At 57.1% G+C, this 26307-nt stretch carries 28 protein-coding genes and 1 tRNA gene; 19 read left to right on the top strand and 10 right to left on the bottom strand.

Annotated features, from left to right (window positions below; all coding sequences use genetic code 11):
* The first annotated feature begins 33 nt into the window (after positions 1–33).
* The 15 genes from hemA to GC165_17675 all read left to right on the top strand — a co-directional run bounded on the left by hemA (position 34) and on the right by GC165_17675 (position 13551).
* On the top strand, positions 34–1431 hold the full coding sequence (hemA, locus tag GC165_17605) for a glutamyl-tRNA reductase (protein ID MBI1334687.1): 1398 nt from the start codon (positions 34–36) through the stop codon (positions 1429–1431).
* Entirely contained in the window at positions 1418–2356 is a 939-nt protein-coding gene (hemC, locus tag GC165_17610) for a hydroxymethylbilane synthase (protein ID MBI1334688.1), read from the top strand. The genes hemA and hemC overlap by 14 nt, the downstream gene beginning before the upstream one ends.
* Positions 2353–3123: a hypothetical protein gene (locus tag GC165_17615; protein ID MBI1334689.1), complete on the top strand. Its 771-nt coding sequence runs from the start codon at positions 2353–2355 to the stop codon at positions 3121–3123. Before hemC ends, GC165_17615 begins: the two co-directional genes overlap by 4 nt.
* Complete coding sequence (gene hemB, locus GC165_17620; GenBank protein ID MBI1334690.1) at positions 3116–4084, top strand: porphobilinogen synthase; 969 nt, start codon at positions 3116–3118, stop codon at positions 4082–4084. The genes GC165_17615 and hemB overlap by 8 nt, the downstream gene beginning before the upstream one ends.
* A complete protein-coding gene (locus tag GC165_17625) occupies positions 4066–4737 on the top strand; it encodes a chlorite dismutase (protein ID MBI1334691.1) in 672 nt (223 codons plus the stop codon). Before hemB ends, GC165_17625 begins: the two co-directional genes overlap by 19 nt.
* On the top strand, positions 4737–6032 hold the full coding sequence (gene hemL / locus GC165_17630) for a glutamate-1-semialdehyde 2,1-aminomutase (protein ID MBI1334692.1): 1296 nt from the start codon (positions 4737–4739) through the stop codon (positions 6030–6032). Before GC165_17625 ends, hemL begins: the two co-directional genes overlap by 1 nt.
* A complete protein-coding gene (hemE, locus tag GC165_17635) occupies positions 6029–7045 on the top strand; it encodes a uroporphyrinogen decarboxylase (GenBank protein MBI1334693.1) in 1017 nt (338 codons plus the stop codon). Before hemL ends, hemE begins: the two co-directional genes overlap by 4 nt.
* Complete coding sequence (gene hemG / locus GC165_17640; protein ID MBI1334694.1) at positions 7038–8342, top strand: protoporphyrinogen oxidase; 1305 nt, start codon at positions 7038–7040, stop codon at positions 8340–8342. Before hemE ends, hemG begins: the two co-directional genes overlap by 8 nt.
* Entirely contained in the window at positions 8339–9259 is a 921-nt protein-coding gene (gene hemH / locus GC165_17645) for a ferrochelatase (GenBank protein ID MBI1334695.1), read from the top strand. Before hemG ends, hemH begins: the two co-directional genes overlap by 4 nt.
* A gap of 120 nt (positions 9260–9379) precedes the next feature.
* Positions 9380–9456, top strand: a tRNA-Pro gene (locus GC165_17650).
* Between the two features lie 32 nt (positions 9457–9488).
* Positions 9489–10016: a hypothetical protein gene (locus GC165_17655; protein MBI1334696.1), complete on the top strand. Its 528-nt coding sequence runs from the start codon at positions 9489–9491 to the stop codon at positions 10014–10016.
* A 154-nt stretch (positions 10017–10170) separates the two neighbouring features.
* Complete coding sequence (locus tag GC165_17660) at positions 10171–11031, top strand: prepilin-type N-terminal cleavage/methylation domain-containing protein (protein MBI1334697.1); 861 nt, start codon at positions 10171–10173, stop codon at positions 11029–11031.
* 323 nt (positions 11032–11354) lie between these two features.
* Positions 11355–12023 carry a PEP-CTERM sorting domain-containing protein gene (locus GC165_17665; protein MBI1334698.1) on the top strand — a complete coding sequence of 223 codons (669 nt, stop codon included), beginning with the start codon at positions 11355–11357 and terminating at the stop codon, positions 12021–12023.
* Between the two features lie 232 nt (positions 12024–12255).
* Positions 12256–13038, top strand: a complete 783-nt coding sequence (locus GC165_17670; protein MBI1334699.1) for a helix-turn-helix domain-containing protein — start codon at positions 12256–12258, stop codon at positions 13036–13038.
* A 117-nt stretch (positions 13039–13155) separates the two neighbouring features.
* A complete protein-coding gene (locus GC165_17675) occupies positions 13156–13551 on the top strand; it encodes a DoxX family protein (GenBank protein ID MBI1334700.1) in 396 nt (131 codons plus the stop codon).
* Between the two features lie 10 nt (positions 13552–13561).
* On the opposite strand, the gene GC165_17680 is transcribed toward GC165_17675, so the two are convergent.
* The 5 genes from GC165_17680 to GC165_17700 form a co-directional block, all read right to left on the bottom strand.
* Entirely contained in the window at positions 13562–14839 is a 1278-nt protein-coding gene (locus tag GC165_17680) for an NAD(P)-binding protein (protein MBI1334701.1), read from the bottom strand.
* 102 nt (positions 14840–14941) lie between these two features.
* Positions 14942–15547: a PEP-CTERM sorting domain-containing protein gene (locus tag GC165_17685; GenBank protein ID MBI1334702.1), complete on the bottom strand. Its 606-nt coding sequence runs from the start codon at positions 15545–15547 to the stop codon at positions 14942–14944.
* A gap of 76 nt (positions 15548–15623) precedes the next feature.
* Entirely contained in the window at positions 15624–16592 is a 969-nt protein-coding gene (locus GC165_17690) for a carbohydrate kinase family protein (protein ID MBI1334703.1), read from the bottom strand.
* Positions 16589–17698 carry a gfo/Idh/MocA family oxidoreductase gene (locus GC165_17695; protein ID MBI1334704.1) on the bottom strand — a complete coding sequence of 370 codons (1110 nt, stop codon included), beginning with the start codon at positions 17696–17698 and terminating at the stop codon, positions 16589–16591. Before GC165_17695 ends, GC165_17690 begins: the two co-directional genes overlap by 4 nt.
* On the bottom strand, positions 17695–18522 hold the full coding sequence (locus GC165_17700) for an aldolase (protein MBI1334705.1): 828 nt from the start codon (positions 18520–18522) through the stop codon (positions 17695–17697). The genes GC165_17695 and GC165_17700 overlap by 4 nt, the downstream gene beginning before the upstream one ends.
* A gap of 157 nt (positions 18523–18679) precedes the next feature.
* On the opposite strand from GC165_17700, the gene GC165_17705 reads away from it, so the two are divergent.
* The 4 genes from GC165_17705 to GC165_17720 all read left to right on the top strand — a co-directional run bounded on the left by GC165_17705 (position 18680) and on the right by GC165_17720 (position 21546).
* Positions 18680–19123, top strand: coding sequence for a hypothetical protein (locus GC165_17705; protein MBI1334706.1), 444 nt, complete (start codon positions 18680–18682; stop codon positions 19121–19123).
* Between the two features lie 67 nt (positions 19124–19190).
* Complete coding sequence (locus tag GC165_17710; protein ID MBI1334707.1) at positions 19191–19616, top strand: hypothetical protein; 426 nt, start codon at positions 19191–19193, stop codon at positions 19614–19616.
* A gap of 167 nt (positions 19617–19783) precedes the next feature.
* Positions 19784–20182 (top strand): hypothetical protein, encoded by a 399-nt coding sequence (locus GC165_17715; protein ID MBI1334708.1) that lies wholly within the window; start codon positions 19784–19786, stop codon positions 20180–20182.
* Between the two features lie 95 nt (positions 20183–20277).
* Positions 20278–21546, top strand: a complete 1269-nt coding sequence (locus tag GC165_17720; protein MBI1334709.1) for a 4-hydroxybutyrate CoA-transferase — start codon at positions 20278–20280, stop codon at positions 21544–21546.
* Here the strand turns inward: GC165_17720 and GC165_17725 are convergent.
* From GC165_17725 to GC165_17745, 5 genes are all read right to left on the bottom strand, one after another.
* On the bottom strand, positions 21536–22162 hold the full coding sequence (locus tag GC165_17725) for a hypothetical protein (GenBank protein ID MBI1334710.1): 627 nt from the start codon (positions 22160–22162) through the stop codon (positions 21536–21538). The genes GC165_17720 and GC165_17725 overlap by 11 nt on opposite strands.
* Positions 22163–22165: 3 nt before the next feature.
* Positions 22166–22726, bottom strand: coding sequence for a protoporphyrinogen oxidase (locus tag GC165_17730; protein MBI1334711.1), 561 nt, complete (start codon positions 22724–22726; stop codon positions 22166–22168).
* A 132-nt stretch (positions 22727–22858) separates the two neighbouring features.
* Positions 22859–23635 (bottom strand): glucose 1-dehydrogenase, encoded by a 777-nt coding sequence (locus tag GC165_17735; protein MBI1334712.1) that lies wholly within the window; start codon positions 23633–23635, stop codon positions 22859–22861.
* Positions 23636–23659: 24 nt separating this feature from the next.
* Positions 23660–26068, bottom strand: a complete 2409-nt coding sequence (gene ppsA / locus GC165_17740) for a phosphoenolpyruvate synthase (GenBank protein ID MBI1334713.1) — start codon at positions 26066–26068, stop codon at positions 23660–23662.
* A gap of 5 nt (positions 26069–26073) precedes the next feature.
* A complete protein-coding gene (locus GC165_17745; GenBank protein MBI1334714.1) occupies positions 26074–26265 on the bottom strand; it encodes a hypothetical protein in 192 nt (63 codons plus the stop codon).
* Between the last annotated feature and the right edge of the window lie 42 nt (positions 26266–26307).

The raw sequence follows: 26307 nt of genomic DNA on the forward strand, positions 1-26307 counted from the left end.
TAAGGGTCAGGTCTCCTTTGTTATGAGGTTTTCATGCCGCTAGCCCCTTCCCTTGACAAGCCAACCGAGTCGTTTTCACGCTGTTGTGGTGGGCACCGGGGCACCTTTAGCGGTCTTCATCTCCTTCAATCCGGTCCAAATGCAGACTGCCGAATTCCCAACATCGACAAGACGCTCGATCTTCACGTCGCGATGATCGGAATCGACCACCGCTCGGCGCGCGAACAGTTCCAGGAAGGCATCGGAATTCAACCGCACCTCATTCCTCAGCTTTTGGTAAAGGCGAAGGAAGAGGGGTTTAGCGACTGCGTTTTTCTCTCGACTTGTAACCGAGTTGAGATGTACTTCGCCGGAAAAGCCGCCCCCGAAGCGGTCGATTTTTTCTCGCGGAGCCTCGGAGTTGACGTCGATGACCTCGCCCCTCACCTCTTTATGCGAGGGAGCGCCTGCGCGGCGTGCCACCTGTTCCGAGTCGCATCAGGGCTTGAGTCGGCGCTCTTGGGTGAGACCGAAATCGTCGGCCAGATCAAGGAAAGCTGGCGAGTAGCGCGAGAAGCGGGCATGGTTGGCGCGAAGATGGAACTGCTTTTCCAGCGGGCTCTGGAGGCCAGCAAGCGGGTCCGCACGGAGACAGAGATTTCGAGAAATCTGACCTCTACGGCCTCGATCGCGGTTCGCGATGCGGCGAAGCGATTTGGCGCTCGGGAGTGTCAGTTCGTCGTAGTTGGCGCCGGGCAGATTGCCACGCGGATCGCCAAAGAGCTTTCGGCCGTGGGCGCGGCCAACGTGCAGGTTTTGAGCCGCAATGTGGAGCGAGCGAACCCTGTCGCGGCGCTCTGCGGCGGCAAGGTTTCACCGCTTTCGGATTTGAATGATGTTATGGAGACGGCCGACGTCGTTTTCACTGCCCTGGCCATCGCTGAACCGATTTTGACGATCGACGACCTGACGGATCTAGCCGCGAAAAGACAAGGGCGATCTCTGGTGGTCGTGGACTTCGGAGTCCCTTCCAATGTCGAACTGGGTTCCATGCCGAGTGGCGTCGAGGCGATTTCGTTGGACGAGTTGACGGCAGCGGCTTCGCAGGGCACGGAGTCACGGCTGGCGGCGGTGCCAGTAGCCACCGGGATCATCGAGCAAGAGGTCCAGCGATTCTCGGGCTCGATCAAGGAGCGGTATGCCGCGCCGACGATCGCAGCGCTGATGCGCAAGCACGATCAGATTCGCCGGTCGAACCTGGACTGGGTCGAGAGCCGACTACAGCACCTGCCGGAAAAAGACCTGAAGGTGATCGAGGATTTCGCACGACGCATGATGCTTGGATTTTTGGAGGCGCCGCTGGAGGGGCTGAAGACCGAGCAAGCGGTGATTGACCACGTTGACGTGGTCGAAAAGCTTTATGATTTGACCTCGGGGGATGATCATCTCTAGGATTCGGCTAGGAACCCGTGGAAGCCGCCTCGCCCTAGCCCAAGCCGAGTCCGTTCGCGCGCAGCTTCTTGCCCTGCAACCGGATGCCGAGGTCGAAATCACGGTCGTCAAGACCAGCGGTGACCTGGGGAAACGGGAGCGACTTGGGGCGTTTGTTGGCGAGATTCAGGATGCCTTGCTGGAGGGCCGAGTCGACGTCGGCCTGCACTGTCTGAAGGATTTGCCGACGCGACCCGTACCTGGTCTTCGTCTGTCGGCTTACCTCGAACGGGAAGATCCACGCGATACGCTGATCAGCCGTGGACATACGATTGCAAGCCTACCGGAGGGTGCAGTGGTCGGGACCGGGAGCTTGCGGCGAACATCGCAGCTGGCGGCCATCCGGTCCGATTTGGTCTTCAGGCCGCTGGTCGGGAACGTCGACACGCGCATGCGAAAATTGATGAGCGGCGAGTACGACGCGATCATCTTGGCGGTCGCTGGGCTGATTCGCCTTGATCTGATGGCCAACTGGCATAACGGCGACTATCGGGAGCTTCAGGTTTTGCCGTTGAGCCCGGAGGAAATGCTTCCGTCGGCGGGGCAGGCAGTCTTGGTTTTGGAAACGCGGGAAGGCGACGTCGAGGCCCACGAATGGGTCAGAGGTCTGGACCACGCTCCATCGCGCGTTTCGGCCATTGCTGAGCGCGCCTTTTTGAACGCGTTTGGCGGCGGTTGTTCGTTGCCAGTGGCGTCGTTGGCTCAGCCGGTCGAAAGCGGGTATTCGTTTAGCGGTTTGGTGTCTAGCCCAGACGGCCAAGACTCAATACGGGCCGAGTTCGTGGCTTCGGAAGCGACATTGGCCGATGAAGCCCGGCAGATGGCTGAGGCCATGATCCTGAAAGGCGCTTTGTCGCTGTTCGAGCCTCGGAGCGGAGTGCTATGAAGCCGCTCGCAGGCAAGCTAATTCTGATCACGCGGCCGAAAGGTCAGGCTGGGTTGCTGAATGCTCCTTTGCAGGAACTGGGGGCCGAGGTTTTCTCGATGCCGGCGATCGAGATTGCCCCGTTGGAAGATACCTCGAAGCTTGATACAGCGCTTAGCCAGTTAGAAACCTACGACTGGGTGGTGCTAACGAGTGTGAACGGTGTGGCGTCGGTTCGGGATCGGATGGTGACGTTGGGGATCGATCAGTCCAAGCTTTCGTCACGGCGGCTAGCAGTGATTGGCCCGGCTACGGCGGCGGCGCTGGAGAACGACTTTCGTGCGCCAGACGCGATGCCGGAACAGTACGTTTCGGAGAGCATCATGGAGGTTTTGGGCGATGTAAAGGGCAAGCGATTCTTGTTGGCCCGGGCCGACCTGGCGCGGCGAGAACTGCCGGACATGTTGCGAGCCGAGGGAGCGATCGTGGACGAAGTAAACGCATACCGGATCGTGCGGGCGTCGGAAGAGACCGTCTTGCCGGATCGGTCGCCTGACTACATCACCCTGACCAGCGCGGCGGCGGCGCGAAATACTATTGACACTCTGAAGGAAAAAGGCCACGCAGATTGGCTCCGCAGCGCCAACCTGGCCTGCATTGGACCGATTACCGAATCCGCCGTTCGCGAAGCAGGCTTTGAACCCGCCGTGATTGCCCACGAGTTCACCATTCCCGGGTTAGTCGAGGCGATCGTCGAGCATGCGCAGGGAGGCGTCGTCCATGTCTGATCGTCTGCGGCGGCTTCGCCGAACTCCGGGCTTGCGAACCATGTTTCAGGAGACGAGGCTTCGCCCCTCCGACCTGATCTATCCGATTTTCGTGAGCGAGAAAGCGACGGAGCCAGAGCCGATCGAGTCGATGCCGGGACAGTTCCGACTGCCGCTTTCTCACGTTGCAAACGCCGCCAAACAGGCCACCGAGGCCGGGATCGGCGCGATATTGATCTTTGGTTTGCCCGGCTCGAAAGACGAATCCGCTAGCGAATCACGGCGACGCGACGGGATCGTGCAGAACGCGATCCGTGCCTCGAAGGACGCCAAACCGGATTTGACGGTCATCACCGACGTATGCGTGTGTGCGTACACGCCGCACGGACATTGCGGAATCGTGCGCGATGGCGACGTCGTGAACGACGAATCGCTGGAGCTTTTGGCCGAAATGGCTGTTTCTCACGCCGAGGCCGGAGCCGATATGGTCGGTCCGAGCTCGATGATGGACCACCAGGTGTATGCCCTCCGCGAAGGGTTGGACGATGCGGGCTTCGATCAAACCGCGATCCTGGCTTACTCGGCGAAATTCGCTTCAGCGTTTTACGGGCCTTTCCGAGACGCGGCCGATTCGGCTCCGTCACACGGAGACCGCGCTAGCTACCAGCACGATCCGGCGAACATCCGCCACGCCCAGCGAGAGCTGCTGGCCGATGTAGACGAAGGAGCCGATGTGCTGATGGTCAAGCCTGGACTCGCGTATCTAGATGTGGTTCGCTTGGCTCGCGAGACGACCGATCTGCCGATCGCGGTTTACAACGTGAGCGGCGAATACAGCATGGTGAAGGCCGCCGCCGAGCGCGGCTGGATCGATGAACGCAGAATTGTTTTGGAGTCCTTACTCGCTTTTCGACGGGCGGGCGCGGACCTGATTATCACGTACCACGCATTAGATGGAGCAAAATGGCTGAACGACAACTGAATCTTTACACCACCTATTCCTTTACGCAGGCTTATTTCAGCTTGAACGAAGCGGACCAAAAGGCTTTGCGAAAGCGCATCGTCGACGAGGTTTCCGGTGCCGCCGAGGCAACGTTCCTCTATTCCATCTTCCCGACTCGGCCTGACTCCGATTTCCTCATTTGGTCGGCCTGGGGAGCCGACGAAGAGTCTTCCACCCACGTGGCATTCGAAAAGATGGGGACGGTGGTTCAGGGCTTGCGAACCTACATTCAGCCGATGCAAACGCTGTGGGGCTTCACCCGCGTCTCAATGTATGCGCGCGGCAAGAGCGAGCAGGATATGGATCCGTACGATGCTGAGCGGTCGATGTACTTCATTGCCTACCCGTTCGCCAAAACGAAGGAGTGGTACTTGATGAGCATGGATGCGCGGCAGGGCCAAATGAACGAGCACATGAAGCTGGGCAAGCAGTACCCGGAGATCAAGCAGTTGCTTCTGTACTCCTTCGGCTTGCAGGATCACGAGTTTGTGGTTGCCTACGAAACGAACATTCTGCCGAAGTTCTCGGACTTGGTGCGCGACCTGCGAAGTACCGAGGCTCGACGCCACACAGCCATGGATGCGCCGATCATCGTTGGCATGTACCAGACTCCTGAAGCATTCGTTCGATAATGTCAGTCTACGAATCTGAGCGGTCGAATTCGCTGTACGAGCAAGCCTGCGGCTTGATGCCGGGCGGAGTCAATAGCCCCGTCCGAGCGTTTCGCGCCGTGGGCGGAACTCCGGTGTATTTCGAGCGGGGCGAAGGTTGTCGTCTGTATGACGTCGATGGCAACGCCTATATCGACTATGTATCGTCGTGGGGCGCGATCATCGCAGGCCACGCGAACACGGATATTAACCGCTCGATCGCCGATGCGGCCGCGAATGGGACGAGTTTCGGCGCGCCGCACGCGGGTGAAATTCGACTGGCGAGCGAGGTCATCGACCGAATGCCGGCGGTCGAACGGGTTCGATTTGTGAACTCGGGTACCGAGGCCGCACTAGCGGTGGTTCGGTTGGTTCGGGCCGCGACTGGGCGGACGAAGATCGTCAAATTCGAAGGGAATTACCACGGCGCGATCGACCCTCTGCTTTCCAAGGCTGGTTCCGGGATCGCGACATTTGGTTTGCCCGATAGCGCGGGTGTACCCAAGGAGGCGGCGAGCGGAACCCTGACCGCGACTTATAACGACCTGACCGGAGTCGAGACAATTTTTGGCTCGAATCCGGGTGAGATTGCCGCCGTCATCGTCGAACCGGTGGCGGGCAACATGGGCTTGGTGCCGCCCGAGCCGGGTTTTCTGGAAGGACTGCGACGACTTTGCGATCAGCATGGCGCGCTCTTGGTGCTCGACGAAGTGATGACTGGTTTTCGAGTGGCGCGCGGCGGCGCATCTGAACGCTATGGCGTTCGACCTGACCTAGTCATGATGGGTAAGGTCATTGGCGGTGGTCTGCCGGTCGGCGCTTACGGCGGCCGAAAGGATTTGATGGAGATGGTCGCGCCCCTCGGGCCGATGTACCAGGCGGGAACGCTTTCGGGAAATCCGCTAGCCATGGCGGCCGGTTTGGCGGCATTAGAGCATCTGACGCCAGGCGTTTATGAACAACTGGAGCAGATGGGCAGTCGGCTCGAGACTGGCCTGAACGGCATCTTTAGTGAGCGCGGAGTGCCCGCCCAGGTTCAGCGAATCGGTTCGATGATTTCGGTGTTCCTCACGGCTTCGCCGGTGCGCAATTTCGGCGAAGCGGGCACGACGGATAAGGCGCTTTTCGGAAAGCTGTTCCACGCACTCTTGCGCCGTGGTGTCTATCTTCCGCCGAGCGCGCTAGAGGCTTGGTTCCTTAATTCGGCGCACGGTGAGCAAGACATCGACCAAACCCTCGACGCTGTTCGTGATGCGCTGGCCGAGGTGACGGACTGAAAGATAGTCTCTTTCTGCAAGCCTGTAGAGGCGAGCAGACCGAACGCCCGCCGATCTGGCTGATGCGCCAGGCCGGGCGGTACCTCCCTGAATATCGTGAGCTTCGAAAGGGCATGACGATGCTGGAGGCCGTCAGCAACCCGGACGTGGCGGTCGAGGCGACCCTGCAACCGATCCGGCGGTTCGGCTTCGATGCCGCAATTCTGTTTTCCGACCTAACCGTGCCCTTCACGCCGATGGGCGCGCCGTTCGAAATCAAGGAGGGTGTAGGGCCGGTGGTCGAGAATCCGATGCGGTCGAGCGCCGATTTTGAGCGTCTCTCATTGTTCGATCCGAATGACGGACTGCCGTTCGTGATGGAAACGATTCGGCGACTGAAGCAGGAGCTTCCGGTTCCGCTGATTGGATTCACAGGCGCGCCGTTCACGCTTGCTTCGTACCTCATCGAGGGCGGACCATCCCGGGATTTGAAGCGGACGAAGGCGATGATGCTCGGCGAGCCCAAACTGTGGGCGCGGTTAATGGAGCTTCTCGCCGAGGTCGTGGCGCGATACCTGACCGCGCAGATCGAAGCCGGGGCCGATGCGGTCCAGCTCTTCGACTCTTGGGTTGGCAATCTTTCGCCGGAGGCGTATCGAAGACATTTGTTGCCGTACATGCCTACCATTTTCGAGCGGATTTCGGGTGCGCCGGTCATCCACTTTGGCACGGGCAATCCGCTTTTGCTGCCAGTCATGCGAGAAGCTGGTGGAACGGTTATCGGCGTCGATTTTCGAACGACCCTGAGCCAGGCGGCGCAGATGGTGCCGGGCGTACCCTTGCAGGGCAACTTCGACCCGGCATTGCTCTTTTCCAACCCCGACACAATCCGCCGCGAGGCATCGGCAATCGTCGCCGAAGGTCGCTCGCTCCCAGGGCACATTTTCAATCTTGGCCACGGCATTCTGCCGGAGACGCCGCTTGGGCATGTCGAAGCGCTGGTGGAGACCGTGAAGGAGTGGAAGGATGCCTAAGTCGATCGCAATCGTTGGCGGAGGCATTTCGGGGCTGGTCACGGCCTACGATTTGGAACGCCTAACCAATTGTGAGATCGACCTATACGAGGCAACCGACCGGCTTGGCGGAAAGATTCAGACGAGCCGCATCGGCGAATTTCTGGTGGAAGAGGGTCCTGACTGCTTCTTCAGTCGCAAGCCAGGTGTCAACGAGTTTGTTTCGGAGATTGGGCTCGACGACGACGTGATTCGGCCGATCCAGAAGGAATTTATGATGCTCATCGGCGGAAATCTCCACCGAATTCCCGGTGGGCTCGTGACCCTGACGTATTCGAAACCGGATGCAATTGATGAGGCGACCTTCCTCAGCCCTGAAGCAAAATCCAGAGTCATGAAAGAAGCCGAACAGCCGATGGGAACAGGGGCCGATGAGTCCATTCGATCGTTCTTCAATCGGCGATTTGGTCGTGAGTTTACGAGTCTGGTGGTGGAACCCCTCTTGGCCGGGACCCACGGGGGTGATCCAGACTGTCTCAGCATGGCCGCCCTCTATCCCGGCTATTTCAATCTGGAGAGGCAGCACGGCTCATTAGCTGCGGGCATGCCAACTCCCGCCGCAGGCTCAGAAACATCCAAGCCGTCGTTCCTCTCGTTCCGGGGCGGCATGCAGACTTTGGTGGATGGCGTCGCCAAGAAACTCGAACGGACGAGAGTTCACTTGGGCACTGCCACTGACTTCGAGCAGCTTTCCAACGACTTTGTCGTCCTCGCGATTCCGGCGGCAAACGCCTCGAATTTGATTGGAAAAAGGATGCCCGAAGCGGGCCGGGCCCTCCAAAGAATTCCGCATCGTTCCAGCGCCATTGTGACTTTGGCCTATGACCGAGACCAAATCGGACATGCTCTCGATGGAACCGGATTCCTGGTCCCGCCGGACGAGCCATGCCGGGTTTCGGGCGCAACGTGGAGCAGTCAAAAATGGGAGGGCCGGGCCCCCGAGGGGTCGGTGCTGATGCGCGTGTTTATGAAGTCGGGTCTCGATGCCGATGACGACACCTTGGCCATGAGCGGGCTTGCCGAAATTGCATCCCTTCTCGACATCAAAGGCGAGCCAAAGCTAAAAATGGTCACCCGGTGGACCAATGCGCTTCCTCAATACGAAGTCGGTCACCTCGACCGAATCTCGGCGATTGAGGCCGAACTGGCGGCGACGCCGAACATCATTTTGACCGGAACGAGCTTCCGGGGCGTTGGCATTCCCGACTGCATTTCGCAGGGACGGAAAGCCGCAAAGACAATCGCGGAAAGACTATGAGCGAACAACCTTCCAACCTTGGACTTTTGGTGATGCACTACGGCACGCCGGCGACGATCGACGACGTTTTGCCCTACTACACGCATATTCGCCGTGGCCGGCCGCCCACCCAAGAACTACTCGACGACTTGGTGGGACGGTATCAGGCGATCGGAGGTCCGTCGCCGCTGACCGAAATCTCGCAACGTCAAGCCGAACTGATTCAGGCTGGACTGCGCCAATTCGGCGTTGAGGCTAAGCTTTACGTCGGGACCAAGCATACGACTCCGTTTGTCGCCGAGGCCGTCCAGCAGATGGCGGCGGACGGCATCGACCACGCGGTTGGCGTGATCCTCGCCCCACATTTTTCCTCCTTCAGCGTCGCAGCCTATCGAAAGTACGCGACCGAAGCCCGCGACGAGAGCCGACCCACAATGGGTCTCGAAGTCCTTGAGCGATGGGGCACGATGCCCGAACTCATTCAGGCTCTGGCCGACCGAGTGAAAGCCGCGGTTGGTGAGTGGAATTTGGACGAAACTCTCGTGATCTTCTCGGCCCACTCTTTGCCAGAAAAGATTATGGCGAGCGGCGACCCCTACAAAAGCGAACTTCTTGAGACCAGCCAATTGGTGGCCGAAGCATGCGGCCTTCCGCATTGGACGTTCGCGTTCCAGAGCGCGAGCCAGACCGGCGAACCCTGGCTCGGCCCGGACATTCTCGAAGTGATCGAGGCCGAGGCGTCGGGCTATCGCAATATCGTGGCCTGCACGGTCGGATTTGTGTCGGACCACTTGGAGGTTCTCTACGATCTGGGCATCGAAGCGCGCGACAAGTGCGCCGAGGTCGGCGTGAACTTCCGAAGGGCCGAGACGCTGAACGCGGATGAGAAGGTGATGACCGGGCTTGCGGGGCTGGCGGCGAAGCTGTATCCCCAGTAGTTTGGTCGTTTCTTTCGCATTTTGCGAGCGGGTATAGTATTTAAGCCGCGAGTGGCCGTGGGTTTCCCGGACCTTCTGACCAAGCCGCTGTGGCGCGTACTGTCGGTCCTCGACATGTATCGGGATGTGGCTCAGCTTGGTAGAGCGCTACGTTCGGGACGTAGAGGTCGCTGGTTCGAATCCAGTCATCCCGACCAAACTCCTTTTCTGCCTGTAAACTGAAAGCGTCATGGTCGTTTTGGCGATGCTTTTAGTGGGTCATCAGAAGGTCGATGTTCCTCCGATAGGGCATGTGGCCGGGTTCTTTGTTGGGGTCACCACTAAGGAGCAATTTGAGCGAAGTCACGGCAAGGGCCTTGCCTTTACCGGTGGCCATCCGCACGGCGGGCGAACGTGGTACGATCCCGGGCTTCACATTCGGATCAGTATTGATCCCTTTAACTACTCGGATAACGGTGCCGTCGTTGACGGTGTGGGAATCGAGTGGGTGGACGAAAAGGATCTCGAACCGCACGTTCCTCGAATTCACTTGAAGAAAAGTCAGTTGGGCATTCTCGCTAAGCTAAGGCGCGGAATGTCGACGCAAGAGGTCGAGAAGGCGCTTCACTTGAAGTTTGTTGGAGGCAAGGCAACTCAGAAGGGGCTGGTGAAGTATCGCCAAAGGCTCGTCAACTGGGATAAGGATCGGTACACAACCTGGACGATCAGCATCGGCGCAGACAAACGGCTGACCGCATTTGACGTCTTGTCGGAGTAGCGGAGACAGATAGATTTTTACGTTAACAACCTACGACTTTCTACTACATTTTGCGAATTTTGTTATAAAAGCAATACAGTTTCAGCCTAAGTAGGTTCGCCAGACGAGGCGCGTCCCTTTACAATGGGAGAATTCTTAACCTTATCGAGCGACCATGCATTCTTTGAAATCATCTCGTCACGGGTTCACGCTCATCGAGCTGCTCGTGGTCATTGCCATCATCGCGATTCTCGCGGCGATCCTATTCCCCGTCTTCGCCCAGGCTAAAGCAGCGGCCAAGCAAAGCGCCTGTTTGAGCAACACCCACCAGATCGGAACTGCGCTCTTGCTCTACATGAACGACGAATCTGATAACTATCCGCTCCTTTTGCCGAGAGTTGCGCCGGTTAACGGCGGTAGCAACTATACACTTTCGTATGATATGGCGATCATGCCGTATGTCAAAAATGCCGACATCTTTCGATGCCCAGCCGACAGCGGCAGCTATCCGTCTTGGCTGACGAAGCCGAACTACTGGGACGGCAGCTACTATGGCAAGAACCTGAAGCGATCGTATGGTCTCATCGGGAACATCACCACCGTCGAAGGAGGCGTTCGTGACACGAATACCGGCGTGGGCATCCACAGCGGCTACGACCCCTATCCGTTTAACAACCAAATCGGATCGCGAAGCGGTACAGCAATGGACGAGCCAGCGAACACGTTGGTCTTGTTGGAGGACTGGCTGGATTCATCGAATTCGGACGATTCATGGATCGGGGAGCCCTACGGATCGATCTTCATGGACTGCGATATCCAGGAGATTCCAGGACGCAAGTATCCTCCCCAACAGCCGGCCGATAATCTGCCTCCAAACTGTCCGAACACGCACGCTCCGGGAGGAGGTAGCCATACCAGCGGGCAGAATTACTGCTTCGGAGATGGGCACGCCAAACTCCTGAACTACTATCGAATTCGTGCGAACGATTTCTGGTTATTTAAGGCAACGAAATCCTCGACGACATTCACACCGTAGTCATTTAGTTCGATCTATAATAGGTGACTCGCTATTGATTAATAGTGAGTCACCTATTAGCATATATGATGCTAGCAATTTTACCGGGAATCAAGTCGGATGAAGTCACCATGCGGATTCAAAAATTCATCAGATTTGACTTAGATTTAGGGCCAATCTGGAACGATAAATGTGAAAATTACAACAACGCGCCATGTCTTGTTGTAGAAGCAGTGATCCCTGGATTTCTTCGTGTTAAGTATTTGGAAACATCGTCGTAAAATGGGTTCTCGTAGCATTCGTTAACTTTGGTTTTCGGTGTTGCGTTACTTTAGGTCAGAAACATGAATACTACGAGCTTTCGAGCAATCTTCGTGGCTGCGACGGCTGGCGCTTTCGTTGCTAGCGCGCACGCGCAAATCGCCTACGATACCATGGACGCCTATCGGACTTTCGGCATCGGGACGGCGGGCTTTGGTACATCGACGGACGATATTGGTTGGGTCGCCAACAGCTTTACTTCGGCGCTGAACGGAACGATGACGACCATCGACATCGCGATCAACAACTACTCGGGCACCACGTCGAAGAGTTTCAACATCAGCCTCTACACCTTCGACACCGGAACCAGCGGAATGGGCACCTTGCTCGACACCTGGACTGGCATGTCGGATCCCAACTCGTTCAACGGCACCACCGTCACTAACTCCCACCCCTATGTGTCTATCGATACCGAGGCCTCCAACATCCACCTGACGGCGGGGACTTCGTACTATCTCAAGGTGTGGTCCGACTGGTTCTCCTCGTCAAACAGTGGGACGATCGTTTGGAATGCGGGAACATCCGGTGCGCCGAACACCTACCGTATCAACCACAGCTCGGGTTCGACCTACGGTCCAAGCTCGGCTGTTCCCGGTGCACTTCGAATCACGACGGTTCCCGAACCAGCTTCGATGGCCGGGTTAGCGGTTGGTGCCCTCGCCCTGCTTCGCCGACGTCGCTCGAAGAACTAGTCCGCCTTTTAGCTAGGCCAGAAATAGCCCTTCATGCCCTGGAGTTCGGTTTGCACGAAGCCGACTCCGGGGTTCCTCATTTTTGAGCACCCGCGAGCTCCGAAGGGATACAATGCTTTCATCGAAAGTAGGAAGAGCGCGCCGACGGAAGTCGGTCACGTTTACAACATCCGACGCCGCCTGATGTAAAACGCGCTCCGAATACCGCGACGGACCTGAAAGAAATACTGGGATGAGACCAGGATTTATTTCAGAGGTGGTGGAAGCACTCATGGAGCAGGCGGAGAAAGAGGCTCTGGCGAAGAATGTTCGCGCCCTCAGAGGTTTGCGCGGATGGACTATCCGCGAGTTGGCTTCGGAAGCCGACGTTTCCCCGAAGACGGTCGTCAATATAGAAAACGGTCAGGGCTGCTCGGCCAGAGTGGAAGAAAAGCTCGCCATGGCTCTGAGGACGATGCGGAGTCGCCTTCGTCAACCATTTATCGGAACCGAAGACTCGATCCTGTTCGTGCCTAGCGAGCAGGGACGCTGGTACTTTGGCTATTTCGAGGAGGCGGACGCCTATCACACCCGTAAGACTCGAATGGGCGAAGTCTCTCCAAACAGTCGAGTTCGCGACGATCCCGACGGTATCCAGGACATTGAAGAAAGGTTTCGCTTGGGAACTACAAATCTGGCGAGAGTCTTTATCCATGTAAAAAGTGGATCGATGTCTACCGGGCGCTTTTCCCTTTGCTTTGCCGAGGTTTTTGGCGCAGGAGAGCAACCGGTCGACCCGGCCGGGCATACCTATCTCATCTATATGCTACGAGGGCGGTTGAAGATGACGGTTAAGGGACGGGAGTACGATCTTCAGTGTGGTGACTCGGTGGTCATGCATCTGATATCGCATATGACGGTGGTGCCGGTTGAGCCGATAACGAAGATTGACGAGGTTCCCACGTTCATGATGACAAGGCTTGCTATTCTGCCTGCCCTGCCCGACCGAGATGCCGCCAAGGGTTGCGACTCCTAGTTTCTCCAACACTTCTGGCCATTCGTTGCTTTCACAACAGACCAAAGAAGGTGTCGGGGATTCGTCTTCTCAATTGAGAGTAAACAACAAGTGTCGCTTTGTCGACATTTGTTGAAAATGAATAATCAATCGAATCGAACCACAAGGGTTGGCTATTGGATTCTAACCGTTCTCTTTTCGCTCATGATGGCTCTGTCGGCGACGATGTACCTAACATCCGATGCGATGGTCCAGGCCTTTCGGCACCTTGGCTTCCCGACGTATTTCCGCGTGGAATTGGCGCTCGCAAAGTATGCCGGGGTCGCCGCCCTGTTAGCACCTGTACCTGATCGGGTTCGGGAATGGGCCTATGCCGGATTTGGCATTACGCTGGCTTCCGCCGTGATCGCCCATTCGTCGGTCGATGGTCCCCAAGCGGCTGCAATGCCTGCCGTTTTCCTGATTATTCTGTGCGCCTCCTACGTCTTGCGGGCGAAGTTGGCCCCGAGTAAGTCCGCTCTCGCCGAAGGCTGATGGATTGAAGTTATTGTCCAGCTTCGGTTGGGTGAACCTGGTCTCCCGGCGTGGTGATTAGCCGGACGCTTCCCCGTCCGGTAAGGTAGCTCCAAAACCATTCCAGCAGGACGAGAAACTTGTTTTTGAATCCGATTAGCAGAAGGACATGGACTAAACCCCAGGCGAGCCAGGCGATAAAGCCTGAGAGCTTGAGCGAGCCGATGAGACAAATGGCGCGATTGCGACCGATGGTTGCCATCGTTCCCTTATCCTTGTAGGTAAACGGCATCGTTGGTTGACCTTCGCTTTGCCGAAGGATATTCCTCGCGGTTACCACTCCCATCTGCGTGGCCGACGACCCAAGGGCAGGAACCGCGACCCCCTTCGTATCCTTCAGCGACGCCATGTCGCCAATCACGAAAATTTCGGGATGGTCCTTCAGGCTCAGGTCGGGTTGAACGGGAACACGACCGGCGCGGTCCGTTTCCGAAGAAAGCATCTTGCCGAGCGGCGAGGCGGCAACGCCGGTGGCCCAAAGCGTGACCTTCGAAGGAATCCACTCTTCACCGACTCGAATCCGTCCGCTTTCAATGGCTATCACTGGACTCTTGGTGTGGACCTCAACCCCGAGGGCGGCAAGCTGGCGCTCGGCGCTGGCGGAAAGCTCGGGAGGATACATGCCAAGGATGCGATCCATGCCTTCGAAGAGCATGACGCGCGCCTTGCGGGTGTCGATCTCATGGAAGTCTTCAACTAATGCCTGCCGGGCAATTCCGGCGATTGCACCGGCGAGTTCCACGCCGGTGGGCCCTCCGCCTACGATGGCGAAGTTCACGGGCGTATGGTTGCCCGTGAGGAATGCCTCTCGTTCGGCCTCCTCAAACGCGGAAAGGATGCGCTTTCGAATTTCCGTCGCGTCCTCCACAGTTTTGAGACCCGGAGCGTCCTTCGCCCATTCGTCGTGGCCAAAGTATGAATGCCTGGCCCCGGCAGCAACGACCAAAAAGTCGTAATCGAGTTCAGCGCCGGATTCGAGCATGACCTTTCGGCCGACGGTATCGATACTCGTCACCGTTCCAAGCAGGACTTCGATGTTCTTGGCTTTGCGAAGGATGGATCGAAGGGGAACCGCGATCTGGTTTGGAGAAAGAACGGTGGTCGCCACCTGGTAGAGCAGGGGCTGAAACGTATGATGGTTTTTCCGGTCGATGAGGGTGACGTCGAGGTTTCGATTCGCCAGCGCCTTTGCTGTGTAGAGTCCACCAAAGCCGCCGCCGATGATCACGACACGCTGTCTGGCACTCATCAATTCTTTCTACGAGAGACCGTGGCGATCAAATTCGAATCTTAAAAAAGAATAAGCCACGCAAGCGCTGCGTGGCTTATTCACGAGAAAACCAGACCGTTCTTACTTTCGTCGTCGGCGAACGAGGGCGAGAGCACCCAGACCGAGGACGGCAATGCTGGCCGGTTCTGGCACGGTGCTGACATTGGCCGAAGTCGCATAGTAAACCGATGGAACGGCGGAGTAAATGACCACATTATTCGACAGAGAATCGTTGTTTACCGCGGTAAGGTGCTGCCAATAGTTAATGCCCGAAGAGGTTGCACTGGTAACCGTCGAAGCTCCAGCGCCAATGCCGATTGAGACTTGGCCCTGCAGGACCCAAACCCACACATCGAAGGTGGCTGGATCGTTGACGTTCGAGAACTTCTGAATCAGTCCGTTATTCGCCGCCGTGCTGGTCATCAGAATGCCGGTCGTCGCTCCTGTCGGGGCAACCGCAGGAAGCAGGTTCCCGGTGTCCACTAACTGGGTTGTGGTGACTCCGTTCGTGTTGTGAAGGACAGCCCAAAAGTCAGCGGAGGAACTGCCCATGGCTCCAATACCGACGTGCGTCGTCGGACTGCCATTTGGCCCAACCAAACTGAAATCCGAATTCTGGATAAGGTTCGCGTTTGCGACCCCAAAGCATCCACCAAGAGAAAGAACAAGAATAGCCCGTAACTTCATCAGGAAAACCCCAACTACCGTAATTATACAGGGATAATATTGGCCTTTACTAGCCTATTTTTCTTGCCAAGTAGTCCTATTTGCGACTCTGACCGGCCTCAATCCTTTCTTGAACCAATGGCCATGCCGGAATCCCGGTGGTTGCCCCGATTTCTTCGACGCAAAAGGCGCCAACCGCACAACCGGCTTCGAGGCATTGGGCGAAAGGCTTATCTGCAAGGTAAGCGTAGAGGAACCCGGCGATGGTGGCGTCGCCTGAGCCGGTCGTATCCACCACATGACTCTTGAAGCACGGTTGATAGGTGGAGTTGGTGGCGTCGAGGCCATAAAGGCCCGCCGCGCCTCGCTTCACGCAGACGGCCTTCGCTCCTGCCCTTGTGCACCAGAAGGCCAAGACTTCGACATCGCTTTGCACGCCCGGAAGCATCATATCGAGTTCGTCCTCGCTCGGTAGGAAGACGTCTACGAAAGGAAGAATGCGCTTGAGGAGAGAAGTCCAATTGACCTTGCTCTGCTTGGAGTCGGGATCCGGCAGGCTCATGTCGAGCGATGTGGTGAGGCCGTGCGCTTTGGCCCGGCGAAACAGAGACTCGAGTTCTTCGCCGCCGTTGGCGCTCATCGCCGCCATCAGCGGCGGATAGCCGAAATGGAGGTGCTTGGCTCCGATGAGGGCGCTCTCAGGCACATCGCTTGCCACAAACGAGTCGTTGCATCCAGGGCAATGCAGGAACGTGCGATCGCGTCCGGGTGGGCTGATGACGATGGTGTACGAGGTGTCGCCGGTCGGATCGATTTGGATGTGGTCGGTGAGGTCCTCGGCTCGCAAGAGGTCGAGAACAATCTTGCCGAAGGGATCATCGCCAACCTTTCCGACCAGGCGCACGGAAGCACCGAGCTTATGAAGCGAGACGCCGACGTTGGAAACGGCTCCGCCAGTGGTGAACTTGACCGGGCCGGCTTCGATGAGCACACCTGGCTGAATCTCCGTGCCGCTCGCAAGTGCAGGAAAGACGTCGAGGCAGAGGTGACCGGCAACGAGGATCATGCGAGAGAAACAACGCTTGCTTCGCGTTGGGATTCGAGGGCGGCAGTGAAGAGACGGTGGCTTGCAAAGGCTTCTTCAGGAGTTGCGCATCGGAACTTCGGTTCGTTGCCTCCCAGTTCATCGACGAACGAGGCCCACATCTGCAAAATGGCGTCGGGAAATCCGAATTCGAAGATGCCGCCAGTGATAGCTGGGTACGCCGAAGCGTAGCCCAGGTCTTCCTCGCACCAAGCCTGCGGCTTGCCCGGTTGGTATGGCAAAGTGCGGAGAGTCTTCGGATGGCGAGTGGAGAATTCGACGCTGTTCTCGGTTCCGTAAATGCAGAGGTACCAAGTGTTGGTATCGCCGGGCGAGATTCGCTTGGTCTCCAGGACCATTGGAAAGCCTGCTTTGGCTCGGCAAGCTAGGATGGCATTGTCCCACGTCTCGCACGGTGCGGTGCCACCTTTGCCGTCAGGGCGAGTTTCGACGACCTTGGAAAGGAGGGCGCGGACGTCGGTCGGTTCGAAGCCGAAGCGGAGAGGGAGGTGCAAAACATGGAGGCCAAGGTCGCCCATGCATCCATACTCGCCGCAAGTGGCAACTCGCCGTTTCCAGTTGATCGGCTTGGTGGGATCGAGGTCGGAGCTGTGGCAGAATCCAGCGCGGACTTCGAGTATTCGACCGAACGCGTTATCGGCGACCATCTTGGCGATCCTCTGGGCGCCAGGAAAGAAGGGGAATTCGCTTGAGCATCGCACGAGGACGTTTGGGTTCTCCTGGATGCACTCCATGATGGTGTAAGCAGCCGCAAGATCGATACCAAAGGGTTTTTCGGCGAATAGGTGCTTGCCCGCGCGAATGGCGTCGCAGTAGATAGTTTGGTGGAGGTCGTGCGGCACGGCTACGTAGACCGCGTCGACGTCGGCTTGGGCGAGAAGCTCTCGATAGTCGGTGGTCGCAAAGGGTGTTTCGAACCACTCCATCGCCTGCGGATTCACGTCGGAGACGGCGACGATTTCGGGTCGAGCCGTCATGCCGATCAGATGCTTCCACCGCGCTGCGGCGCTGGCGAATTCGCGGCCCATCAGACCGCAACCGATGATCCCAAATCGAATGGTCTTCATGACAGGAAGCCGAGCGCGGTCTCGGGTGTCGCGCCGTCGTGGACAATGCTCATCAGTGCGCGGGTCATGCCCGCGGGATTGCGGTGCTGAATGACGTTTCGGCCGTAAACGATGCCCATTGCGCCCTGCTCCATCAGGGCATGCGTTCGGCGAAGAATCTCCTCGTCGGGCACGCTTCCTCCACCACGCACGAGGACGGGAACGCCGCAGGCGACTTCGACTACACGGTGGTATTCGGCCGCGTCGTCGGTCGGATCGGCCTTGATGATGTCCGCCCCAAGTTCGACGGCCTGGCGAACCAGGGGGAGGATTTTGTCGATGTCGCCATCGACCATGTAGCCGCCCGCCTTCTGGTTGTCCTGCATGACGAGAGGCTCGACCATGAGCGGCATACCATAACGCGTGCAGACCGGTCTCAAGCGACAGACATTGGCCACGCATTGCTCATGGAGTTCGGGCTGATTGGGCAGAAGCAGGAGGTTGACGACGACACAAGCGGCGTCGAGGATGATCGCCTGCTCCACCGCATCCTCGATCAACTGGCTAAAGAGGCGGGTCGGCAATGAGTGTCCATAGACGTTGGCGGCGTCGGTGCGCAGCACCAGCGCGGGCTTGGCCCCAGAACGACCCTGTAAGAGCGGCGCGGTACCCGGTGGAAGCTGAATTGCATCCGGCTTAGCGTCCACCACCGTCTCGATCGCTTGCCGAATATCCTCGATCCCGGTTAGAAAGGTCCGCTCGTTGAAGAAGCCGTGGTCGATGGCGACATCGAAGCACTTTCCGTCCGATCCAAAGAGTCGGTTGAGCCGGGCCGTTTTGTTCATTGTGGTTGGATGGGAGGTTACCTGGCGGGGAATTTGGTAAGATTTCGCCATGTATAAGATCGTTTCTGTGGGGTGTATTTTTACCATCGCTTTGGCTTTGTGCGGCTGCTCGGGAGGCGATGATTCTAAGACCTCGACCTCAGTGGAAATTGGTGGAATGAAGGTGAAGACCAGTGGCGATTCGAAGGACGCCAAAGTGACTTACGAAGGTGACAACGGCGAAAAGGTCACGTTGGACGCATCGAACAACGGATCGGTAACCATACAGGATAAGGACAGAAAAATGACGGCCGGACAGTCAGAAGTAACGGAAGCCGACCTTGGAGTGCCGCTTTATCCTGGTTCCACGCTGTCCGAAATCGGCGATACCAAAATGGAAGTTCCGGAGGAGAAGGGAGCGATTTCGCTTCGCTACACTTCCGACGAGTCAAGCAAGGTTGTCGAATTCTACAAACCCAAGCTGACGGAAGCAAAGGAAATGGGATCGGGCGACACGATGATGCTGACCGGTAAAGTTGGCGACAAAGGGTCGTTCTCGATGACGCTCACTAAGCAGAACGGTAAAACGCTGATTCGAATCGGAACCCAGTTTAAGAAGTAAGCTAGGCCTTTTGGGCCGCCCTGCCCAGGTTAGCCTTTGGCTGTCGTGGAAAGAGTTGGAGACGACTATGAAACGATTGATCTTAGGTTTGGGTTTGATGTCGGTTGCGGCATTTTCCAATGCGGCTGGCTTCGTGGGAACATATTATGGCGACGCCTTTGTGACCGGTCTGAACGTGGTTAGCACGACGGGTGTGGTCAATGTCGAATGGCAGGGCTATGAGACGCCCTATCAGGCTAAAACGGCGTGGCGAGTCGTGATTTGGGATCCGCAGGTTAGTGCCCGAACGCCGGTTGTCAACGAGTGGTTCTATAATTCGCCACGCCCCCGATACTACTCCCATAACTATCAGGTGCCGTTTGGACACACGGTGCGCGTCGAACTGTATGCGGCTGGAAACCAGATGCCTCAAAGCTGGCCGCTGTCGCATAGCGTCATCACGTACTTTTCCGCAGCCGCTCTTCAACCGACGGTCTACTATCAGGCCGGATAAGCCCTTCGCCCCAGGGGCTTGTTGGGAAACCGTCGGCGCTAGACCGAATCCTGTTATCAAAGTATTAGAAACGATTTATTAAAAATGTGATTAATAATTAGATAACCAAGTTGTCGTAGGCTGGAGTACCGCCGGATCGAATGGTCGGCGGCTTTGGAAGGAAACTAATGAAAAAGACTCTCCTTGCTTTGGCAATCCTTGGCTCTGCGGCGTACGCGTCGGCTTGGAACGTCATCGGCTATTGGAATAGCGACGCCTTCGTTTCTGGAGGCAGCGTCACCAGCAACACCGGCTACGTCAACGTGACGTGGACGGGTTACGAGTCCCCCTACCTTGGTCGCACGCTTTGGAAAATCAAAGTGTGGGACTATGCCCTTAGCTACACCGTGCCCCAATATGTGGAAACATTCCAGGCCTACGGCTCTTCGACGACCTACTCTCGAAACTATCCGGTTTGGTCCGGTCATTCGGTACGGGTTGAACTTTGGGCTGAGGGGCACCAGTATCCCAACACGTCGCCGCTGGCCCATGACATCTGCACTTACATGTGGATTCAGCCGGGCTAGCCCAGGCAGGGCCGCCTCGACCCGAGTGGGGTGGCCCTTAGTCGAAGAAAAGGACCCCAGCGTACAGGCTGGGGCCGATGATATTCTTTAACTCGATGAATTCCTGCACCGCGGCCGAGGCCGTCCAAGCCATCTCTTCTGGGAATCGGGTTTACATTCACAGTATCGCGGCGGCCCCACGGGCATTGATTCAGGCGATGGTCGAACGAGCCAACGAGTTGCGGGGCGTCGAAATCGTCCACCTGCATACCGAAGGGAGTGCGCCATATGCGGAGCCGCAGTACCAAGACAGTTTTCGCGTCAATGCACTTTTCATCGCCGCCAATACACGCAAGGCCGTACAGGAAGGCCGGGCGGACTACATTCCGGTTTTCCTGAGCGAAGTTCCAGCCCTTTTCCAGCAGGGCGTTTTACCAATCGATGTTGCCCTCATTCAAGTTTCACCTCCAGATCGTCACGGTTTCTGCTCGCTAGGCGTCTCCGTTGACGCCACTAGGAGTGCTGTGCTCTGCGCCAAGCACGTGATCGCCCAAGTGAACAAGCACATGCCCCGGACCCATGGCGACGGGCTCATTCACATCGACAACCTGCACGCCTTTGTGGAGTACGACGAGCCTCTGCCCGAGATTCACCCGCCCGAGCCGACGGCCATCGAGCTCGAAATCGGGCGGCATTGTGCCGAACTGGTCGAAGATGGAGCGACGCTTCAAATGGGCATCGGCTCGATTCCTAATGCGGTACTAGCAAGCCTGACGCACCATAAGGACCTCGGTGTGCATACCGAGATGTTTTCCGACGGATTGATCGACTTAGTCGAAAGCGGGGTGGTGAACGGGAGCCGAAAACGCATTCATCCCGGCAAAATCGTCGCTGGTTTCGTGTTGGGCTCGAAGCGAATCTACGACTTCATCGACGATAACCCGCTCGTAGCGATGCTCGATATCGCCTATACAAACGATTCTGCGGTCATCCGCCGAAACCCCAAGGTTGCCGCCATTAACAGCGCGATCGAGGTAGACATCACCGGCCAGGTCTGTGCCGACTCGATTGGAACAAAGCTGTATTCCGGCGTCGGTGGGCAGATGGATTTTATGCGTGGCGCGGCGCAATCCGAGGGCGGAAAGCCGATCATCGCTTTGCCATCAACGACCAAGAAGGGTGTCTCTCGCATCGTTTCGACCCTGAAGCCCGGCGCAGGTGTGGTGACGACGCGGGCGCACGTGCATTACGTCGTCACCGAGTTCGGTGCCGTCAATCTCCATGGCAAAAACCTCCGACAGCGCGCCGAGGCATTGATCGGAATTGCACACCCGGACCATCGCGAACGGCTGGCACGAGAAGCCCACGAGCTGTTCAACTATTAAAGCGACGTTCAGCCAGACGTTTCACTTCGCGTAGCATCTTCCATACCATGATGTAGTGAATGGGGTCAAATACGGTGGCGTGAAAGAAACGAGCGAGCCAACTGAGAGATGGGCGCCAAGTCCCCCGCGCGATGAATCGGCAAGTCTTCAAATCAACTTGCTCGACGATAAACGCCCATGTGCCTTCCGAATTCTTGGCTACCATGTGATGCCACGGGCGTACCTCGACGATTTCCATAGCGGCGATGGGACCAAATCGCTCGGTTGGCGCCATTAAGAGCTTCTGACCGGCTTCGCGATTCTTCCACTCTGGCCGCAATGATTCGACTTTAGGCATCCGAGCGCCAACCAAGTTTTCCAACCATCGATAGCTGTAGAACCCGGCTCGATCCTGCCCAATTTGAGTGATCCAGGGCCAAAGTTGCTCGGCAGGTACCCGAATGGTAATCGCCCGGGAGCCGCTTGGCATGGCACCGGGCACTTCGTCATCGCCGGGCCACTTCCTCCTTTTGTCGTCGGGCGTAAGCCCTCGAAAGAGGAAGAAGGGCCTCATTATGAGCGCCAGAATCGGCATCGCCAACAGAATCCCTACGATGCTGACCAAGAGCCGGAACATGGATTACGTTGTAGCCTTTGCGAGGTTAAAAGATTCCTGAAGGAACCCCTCAAGAAAGACTTCGAGCCCTTCCCAGTCGGTGTATTCATGGTCATGCGACGTGTCGGTATCGCCGCCTTCCTTCTTAGCGATGGACTTCATGATCATCCGCTTGAACCAATCGTATTCGATGTACTTCAGCGCACCCTCAACTGGCCGCGTCTTGGTCGGCTCCCATCCGGTTTCTGCGAGGAACCGCTTGATGCACTTTTGCACTTCTTCCTGATGCTCACGGTCCTTATGGACGGCAGTGAGGCTCACGGAGAGGAAGACCGACGGCTTCTTGGTAAGCTGATCGAGGTGATGCTTGATGAAATGAGCCAGCGGCCGTTGGTGAAAACCCTGGTGAAGCGAACCCGCAAGAACAAAAGCGTCGTACTTAGTCAGGTCTAGGTTTTCTCGAACGTCTGCGCTATCCACCACGTCGACGACGTGGTCTTGCGACCGAATGTAACCACCCATCCGTTGAGCGATGGTCCGTGTATGACCTTCAGTTGTGCCGTAAACAAAGAGGATGTTTGCCATGTCATCAGGGTACGTCGGGGAGACGTTTCGAACCAGCCAGACCTTTCGTGTCCAAGGAAAGGACGACGGGCGCAAATGGAAACGGACGGCATAATGCCGTCCGTTAGCCCCATATACACTAAGGAAGAAAAACTAGCGGGCCGTATAGCCTCCGTCGATTACGAGTTCGGTGCCGGTCACGAATTTGGATTCATCCGATGCCAAGTAAAGGACGCCGTACGCGATATCGTCGGGCTCTCCAACATGGCCAAGAGGGTGCAGGGCATCCACCATCTTCCGTCCCTCGGCGACGTCTCCCATCGATTTGACGTAGTTCTCGACCATCGGCGTCCAAATGAATCCAGGGTGGACCGAATTGACGCGAATACCTTTCGACGCATAGATAAGGGCATCGGTCTTGCTCATCATTCGCACCGCGCCCTTGGACGCGTGATAGGGTGGAACATCAGGGGCGCTGACAAGGCCGTAGATGGACGAAAGGTTGATGATGCTTCCCTTGCCGTTCTTCATCATGAACGGGAGAGCGTGTTTGGTGCAGTAGAAGACGCCGTTCACATTGATGTCCATCAGATGATCCCATTCTTCGGAGGAGACCTCGTGAGTCGGCTTATTGACACCGGAGATACCGGCGTTGTTGACGAGAATAGAAATCTTGCCGAAGTGAGCGGCAATCTCTTCCATCGTGGCTTTGACGTTGGCCTCGTCGGCCACGTTGAGGTGCCAGTATTGGGCACTCCCGCCAAGGCGGATGATTTCTTCGACTAAGTGTCGCCCGTCGGTGTCGAGTACGTCGGTGACAGCTACTGCTGCGCCGTGGGCGGCCAAAAGCTTCGCGCACGCATGCCCGATGCCGAGGGCGGCACCCGTGACGACGGCTACCTCTCCCCGGACTCTTCCATTTTCGATCATTGATGTTCTCCTTTTTGTTTGGTTCTACGCGAGTTGGCGCGAAAGGGCACGCTCGGCCCTGGCGATGACAGGAATCGTTGCCAGGATCGAGTCAGGATTGAGTGAAATCGAGTCGATTCCTAACTCGACAAGCCACGCGGCAAAGTCAGGGAAATCCGATGGGGCTTGACCACAGATTCCGATCGGTCGGCCGTTGCGATGAGCCGCCGAAATCGCTTCGGCGATCATTCGCTTCACGGCGGGATCGCGTTCATCGAACAAGTGGGCGACGGACGTCGAGTCACGATCGAGGCCGAGGATGAGCTGAGTGAGATCGTTTGAGCCGATCGAGTATCCGTCGAAGATCTTCAGAAATCGGTCGGCGTCCAGCACGTTCGAAGGAATCTCACACATGCCGTAGACTTCCAAGTCGCTTTGACCCTGATGAAGGCCGTGAGCCTCCATCGTCGCGACGACGAGTTCCGCTTCGTGAGTCGTCCGGCAGAATGGGATCATGACCTTGAGATTCGTGAGGCCGAATTCTTCCCGAACACGCTTTAGGGCTTGGCACTCCAACTCGAACCCGTCGGCATAGCGAGGGTCGTAATATCGGCTTGCGCCCCGGAATCCCAGCATCGGGTTTTCTTCCTTTGGCTCGAACTCCGAACCGCCGACAAGCTTGGCGTATTCGTTGGTTTTGAAGTCGCTCGTACGGACGATAACGGGTTTGGGATAGAAGGCCGCGGCAATCGTACCGATGCCTTCGCTTAGTCGCTCGATGAAGAAGTCGCGGGGATTCTGCCCATTCAGGCGACGCGAAATGTCTCGGATCGCTGATTGATCCTTCAAGTTGGGATACTTCACCAGAGCCATCGGATGGATGCCAATTGAATTGGCGACGATGAACTCCATGCGAGCTAGCCCCACGCCGTCGTTTGGCAGCGACGAAAGAGAGAAAGCCTTGTCCGGTTCCCCCACGTTCATCATGATCTTAGTGTGGAGTTTGGGCATTGCACCAGCCGGTACTTCATCGATGGAGAACTGAACCGCGCCTTCGTACACGTACCCTACGGAGCCTTCCGCGCACGACACGGTGACTCGGTCGATGTCCTTGAGGAGTTTGGTAGCGTTGCCGGTACCCACGACGCACGGGATGCCGATTTCTCGGGAGACGATGGCGGCGTGAGACGTGCGCCCCCCTTGATCCGTAACGATAGCGGAGACTTGCTTCATCACCGGCTCCCAGTCTGGGTCGGTCGAGGCCGCGACGAGAACATCCCGTGGCTGGACCTTGGCGAGGTCGGCTGGGCTTTGGATCACCCGAACCATGCCGCCATCAATGCGGTTACCGACCGCTTGACCCGACAAGAGCGGGCGCGATCGGCGCTTCCCAATGTGGTACAGACTTAATTTGGGTTGTTGGACTACCGAGTGAACAGTTTCAGGTCGAGCTTGGAGGATGTACAGCTTGCCGTCGATGCCGTCCTTCGCCCATTCGATATCCATCGGCTGAGGGTGCCCATACAGCTTAGAGTAGTACTGTTCAATGAGTGCCCCCCAGGTCGCCAACGTCACGACTTCTTGATCGCTGAGACAAAACGCAGATCGGTCTTCTTTCGGAACCGCAACCTGACGAATTCCGTCGCGAGAACTGTTAAAGACTAGTTTCGCCTCCTTGGAGCCTAGGCGGCGGGAGACAATCGGCCTCGTCAGCGGTGTGAGAGTGGGTTTGAAGACGGTCCAGCTATCGGGATTGACATTCCCTTGAACGATCATCTCGCCTAGGCCATACGAGCCCTCGATGACGACGGCATTTCGGAAGCCGCTTTCGGGATCGAGGGTGAACATCACGCCTGAGCACCCGAGATCGGACCGAACCATCGGCTGAACGCCCACCGAAAGCGAGACCTTGAGGTGGTCGATTCCATTTCGAGATCGATAATCGATGGCTCGATCGGTGAATAACGAAGCGAAGCATTCGTGGATGGCTCTGAGCAGTGCGTCTTTCCCTTTCACGTTGAGAAAAGTGCTATGTTGGCCGGCGAACGACATGCCGGCAAGGTCTTCGGCTGTCGCCGAGGACCGAACGGCTACTTCGACTTCCGCCTTTTGGTGGCTGCAAAACTGCTCGTAAGCCGCTTCGGCGGCAAAGCGAACCGTAGGTGGCAGCGGCGTTTTCAGGACCGCCTCTCGTGCACGCTCGCTCCAAAAAGCGAGGCTTTCGACGTCGGCAAAGTTGATCTTCTCCAGGATCTTCGCCAATTTGAATCGCAGATTGCCCCGATTCAATAGCTCATCATAGGAATCCGTAGTGAGGACGAATCCGCAAACCGTTTTGACCCCGAACTGACTCAGATTCTTACAGAGTTCGCCGAGTGAGGCGTTCTTGCCGCCGACCTTGGCAATGTCGGTAAGGGCGATGTCGGCGATATCTTTGACAAAGCGGTTGGGCATGGCGATCACATCGGTTGGTCCGGGTTGCTTCGGCGGCTGTCATCGTCAGCCCCGCCGGGCTTGAACCGCTGAATGTCTGATTGATCTGAGTGGTGCGGCTTACCGCGAAACATCTTCTTCCGGAACGCGACAAAATCGTGCATACGCTCGTTCTTTTTGTCCTTGCGTTGTCCCGCCTTTTTTCGTTCGTGTGACATGCCCTCAGTGTGGAGCGGGGCGCGATTAGCGACAAGTCGTAC

It is taken from the genome of Armatimonadota bacterium, assembly GCA_016125185.1.
Classification (GTDB): Bacteria; Armatimonadota; Fimbriimonadia; order Fimbriimonadales; family Fimbriimonadaceae; genus Fimbriimonas.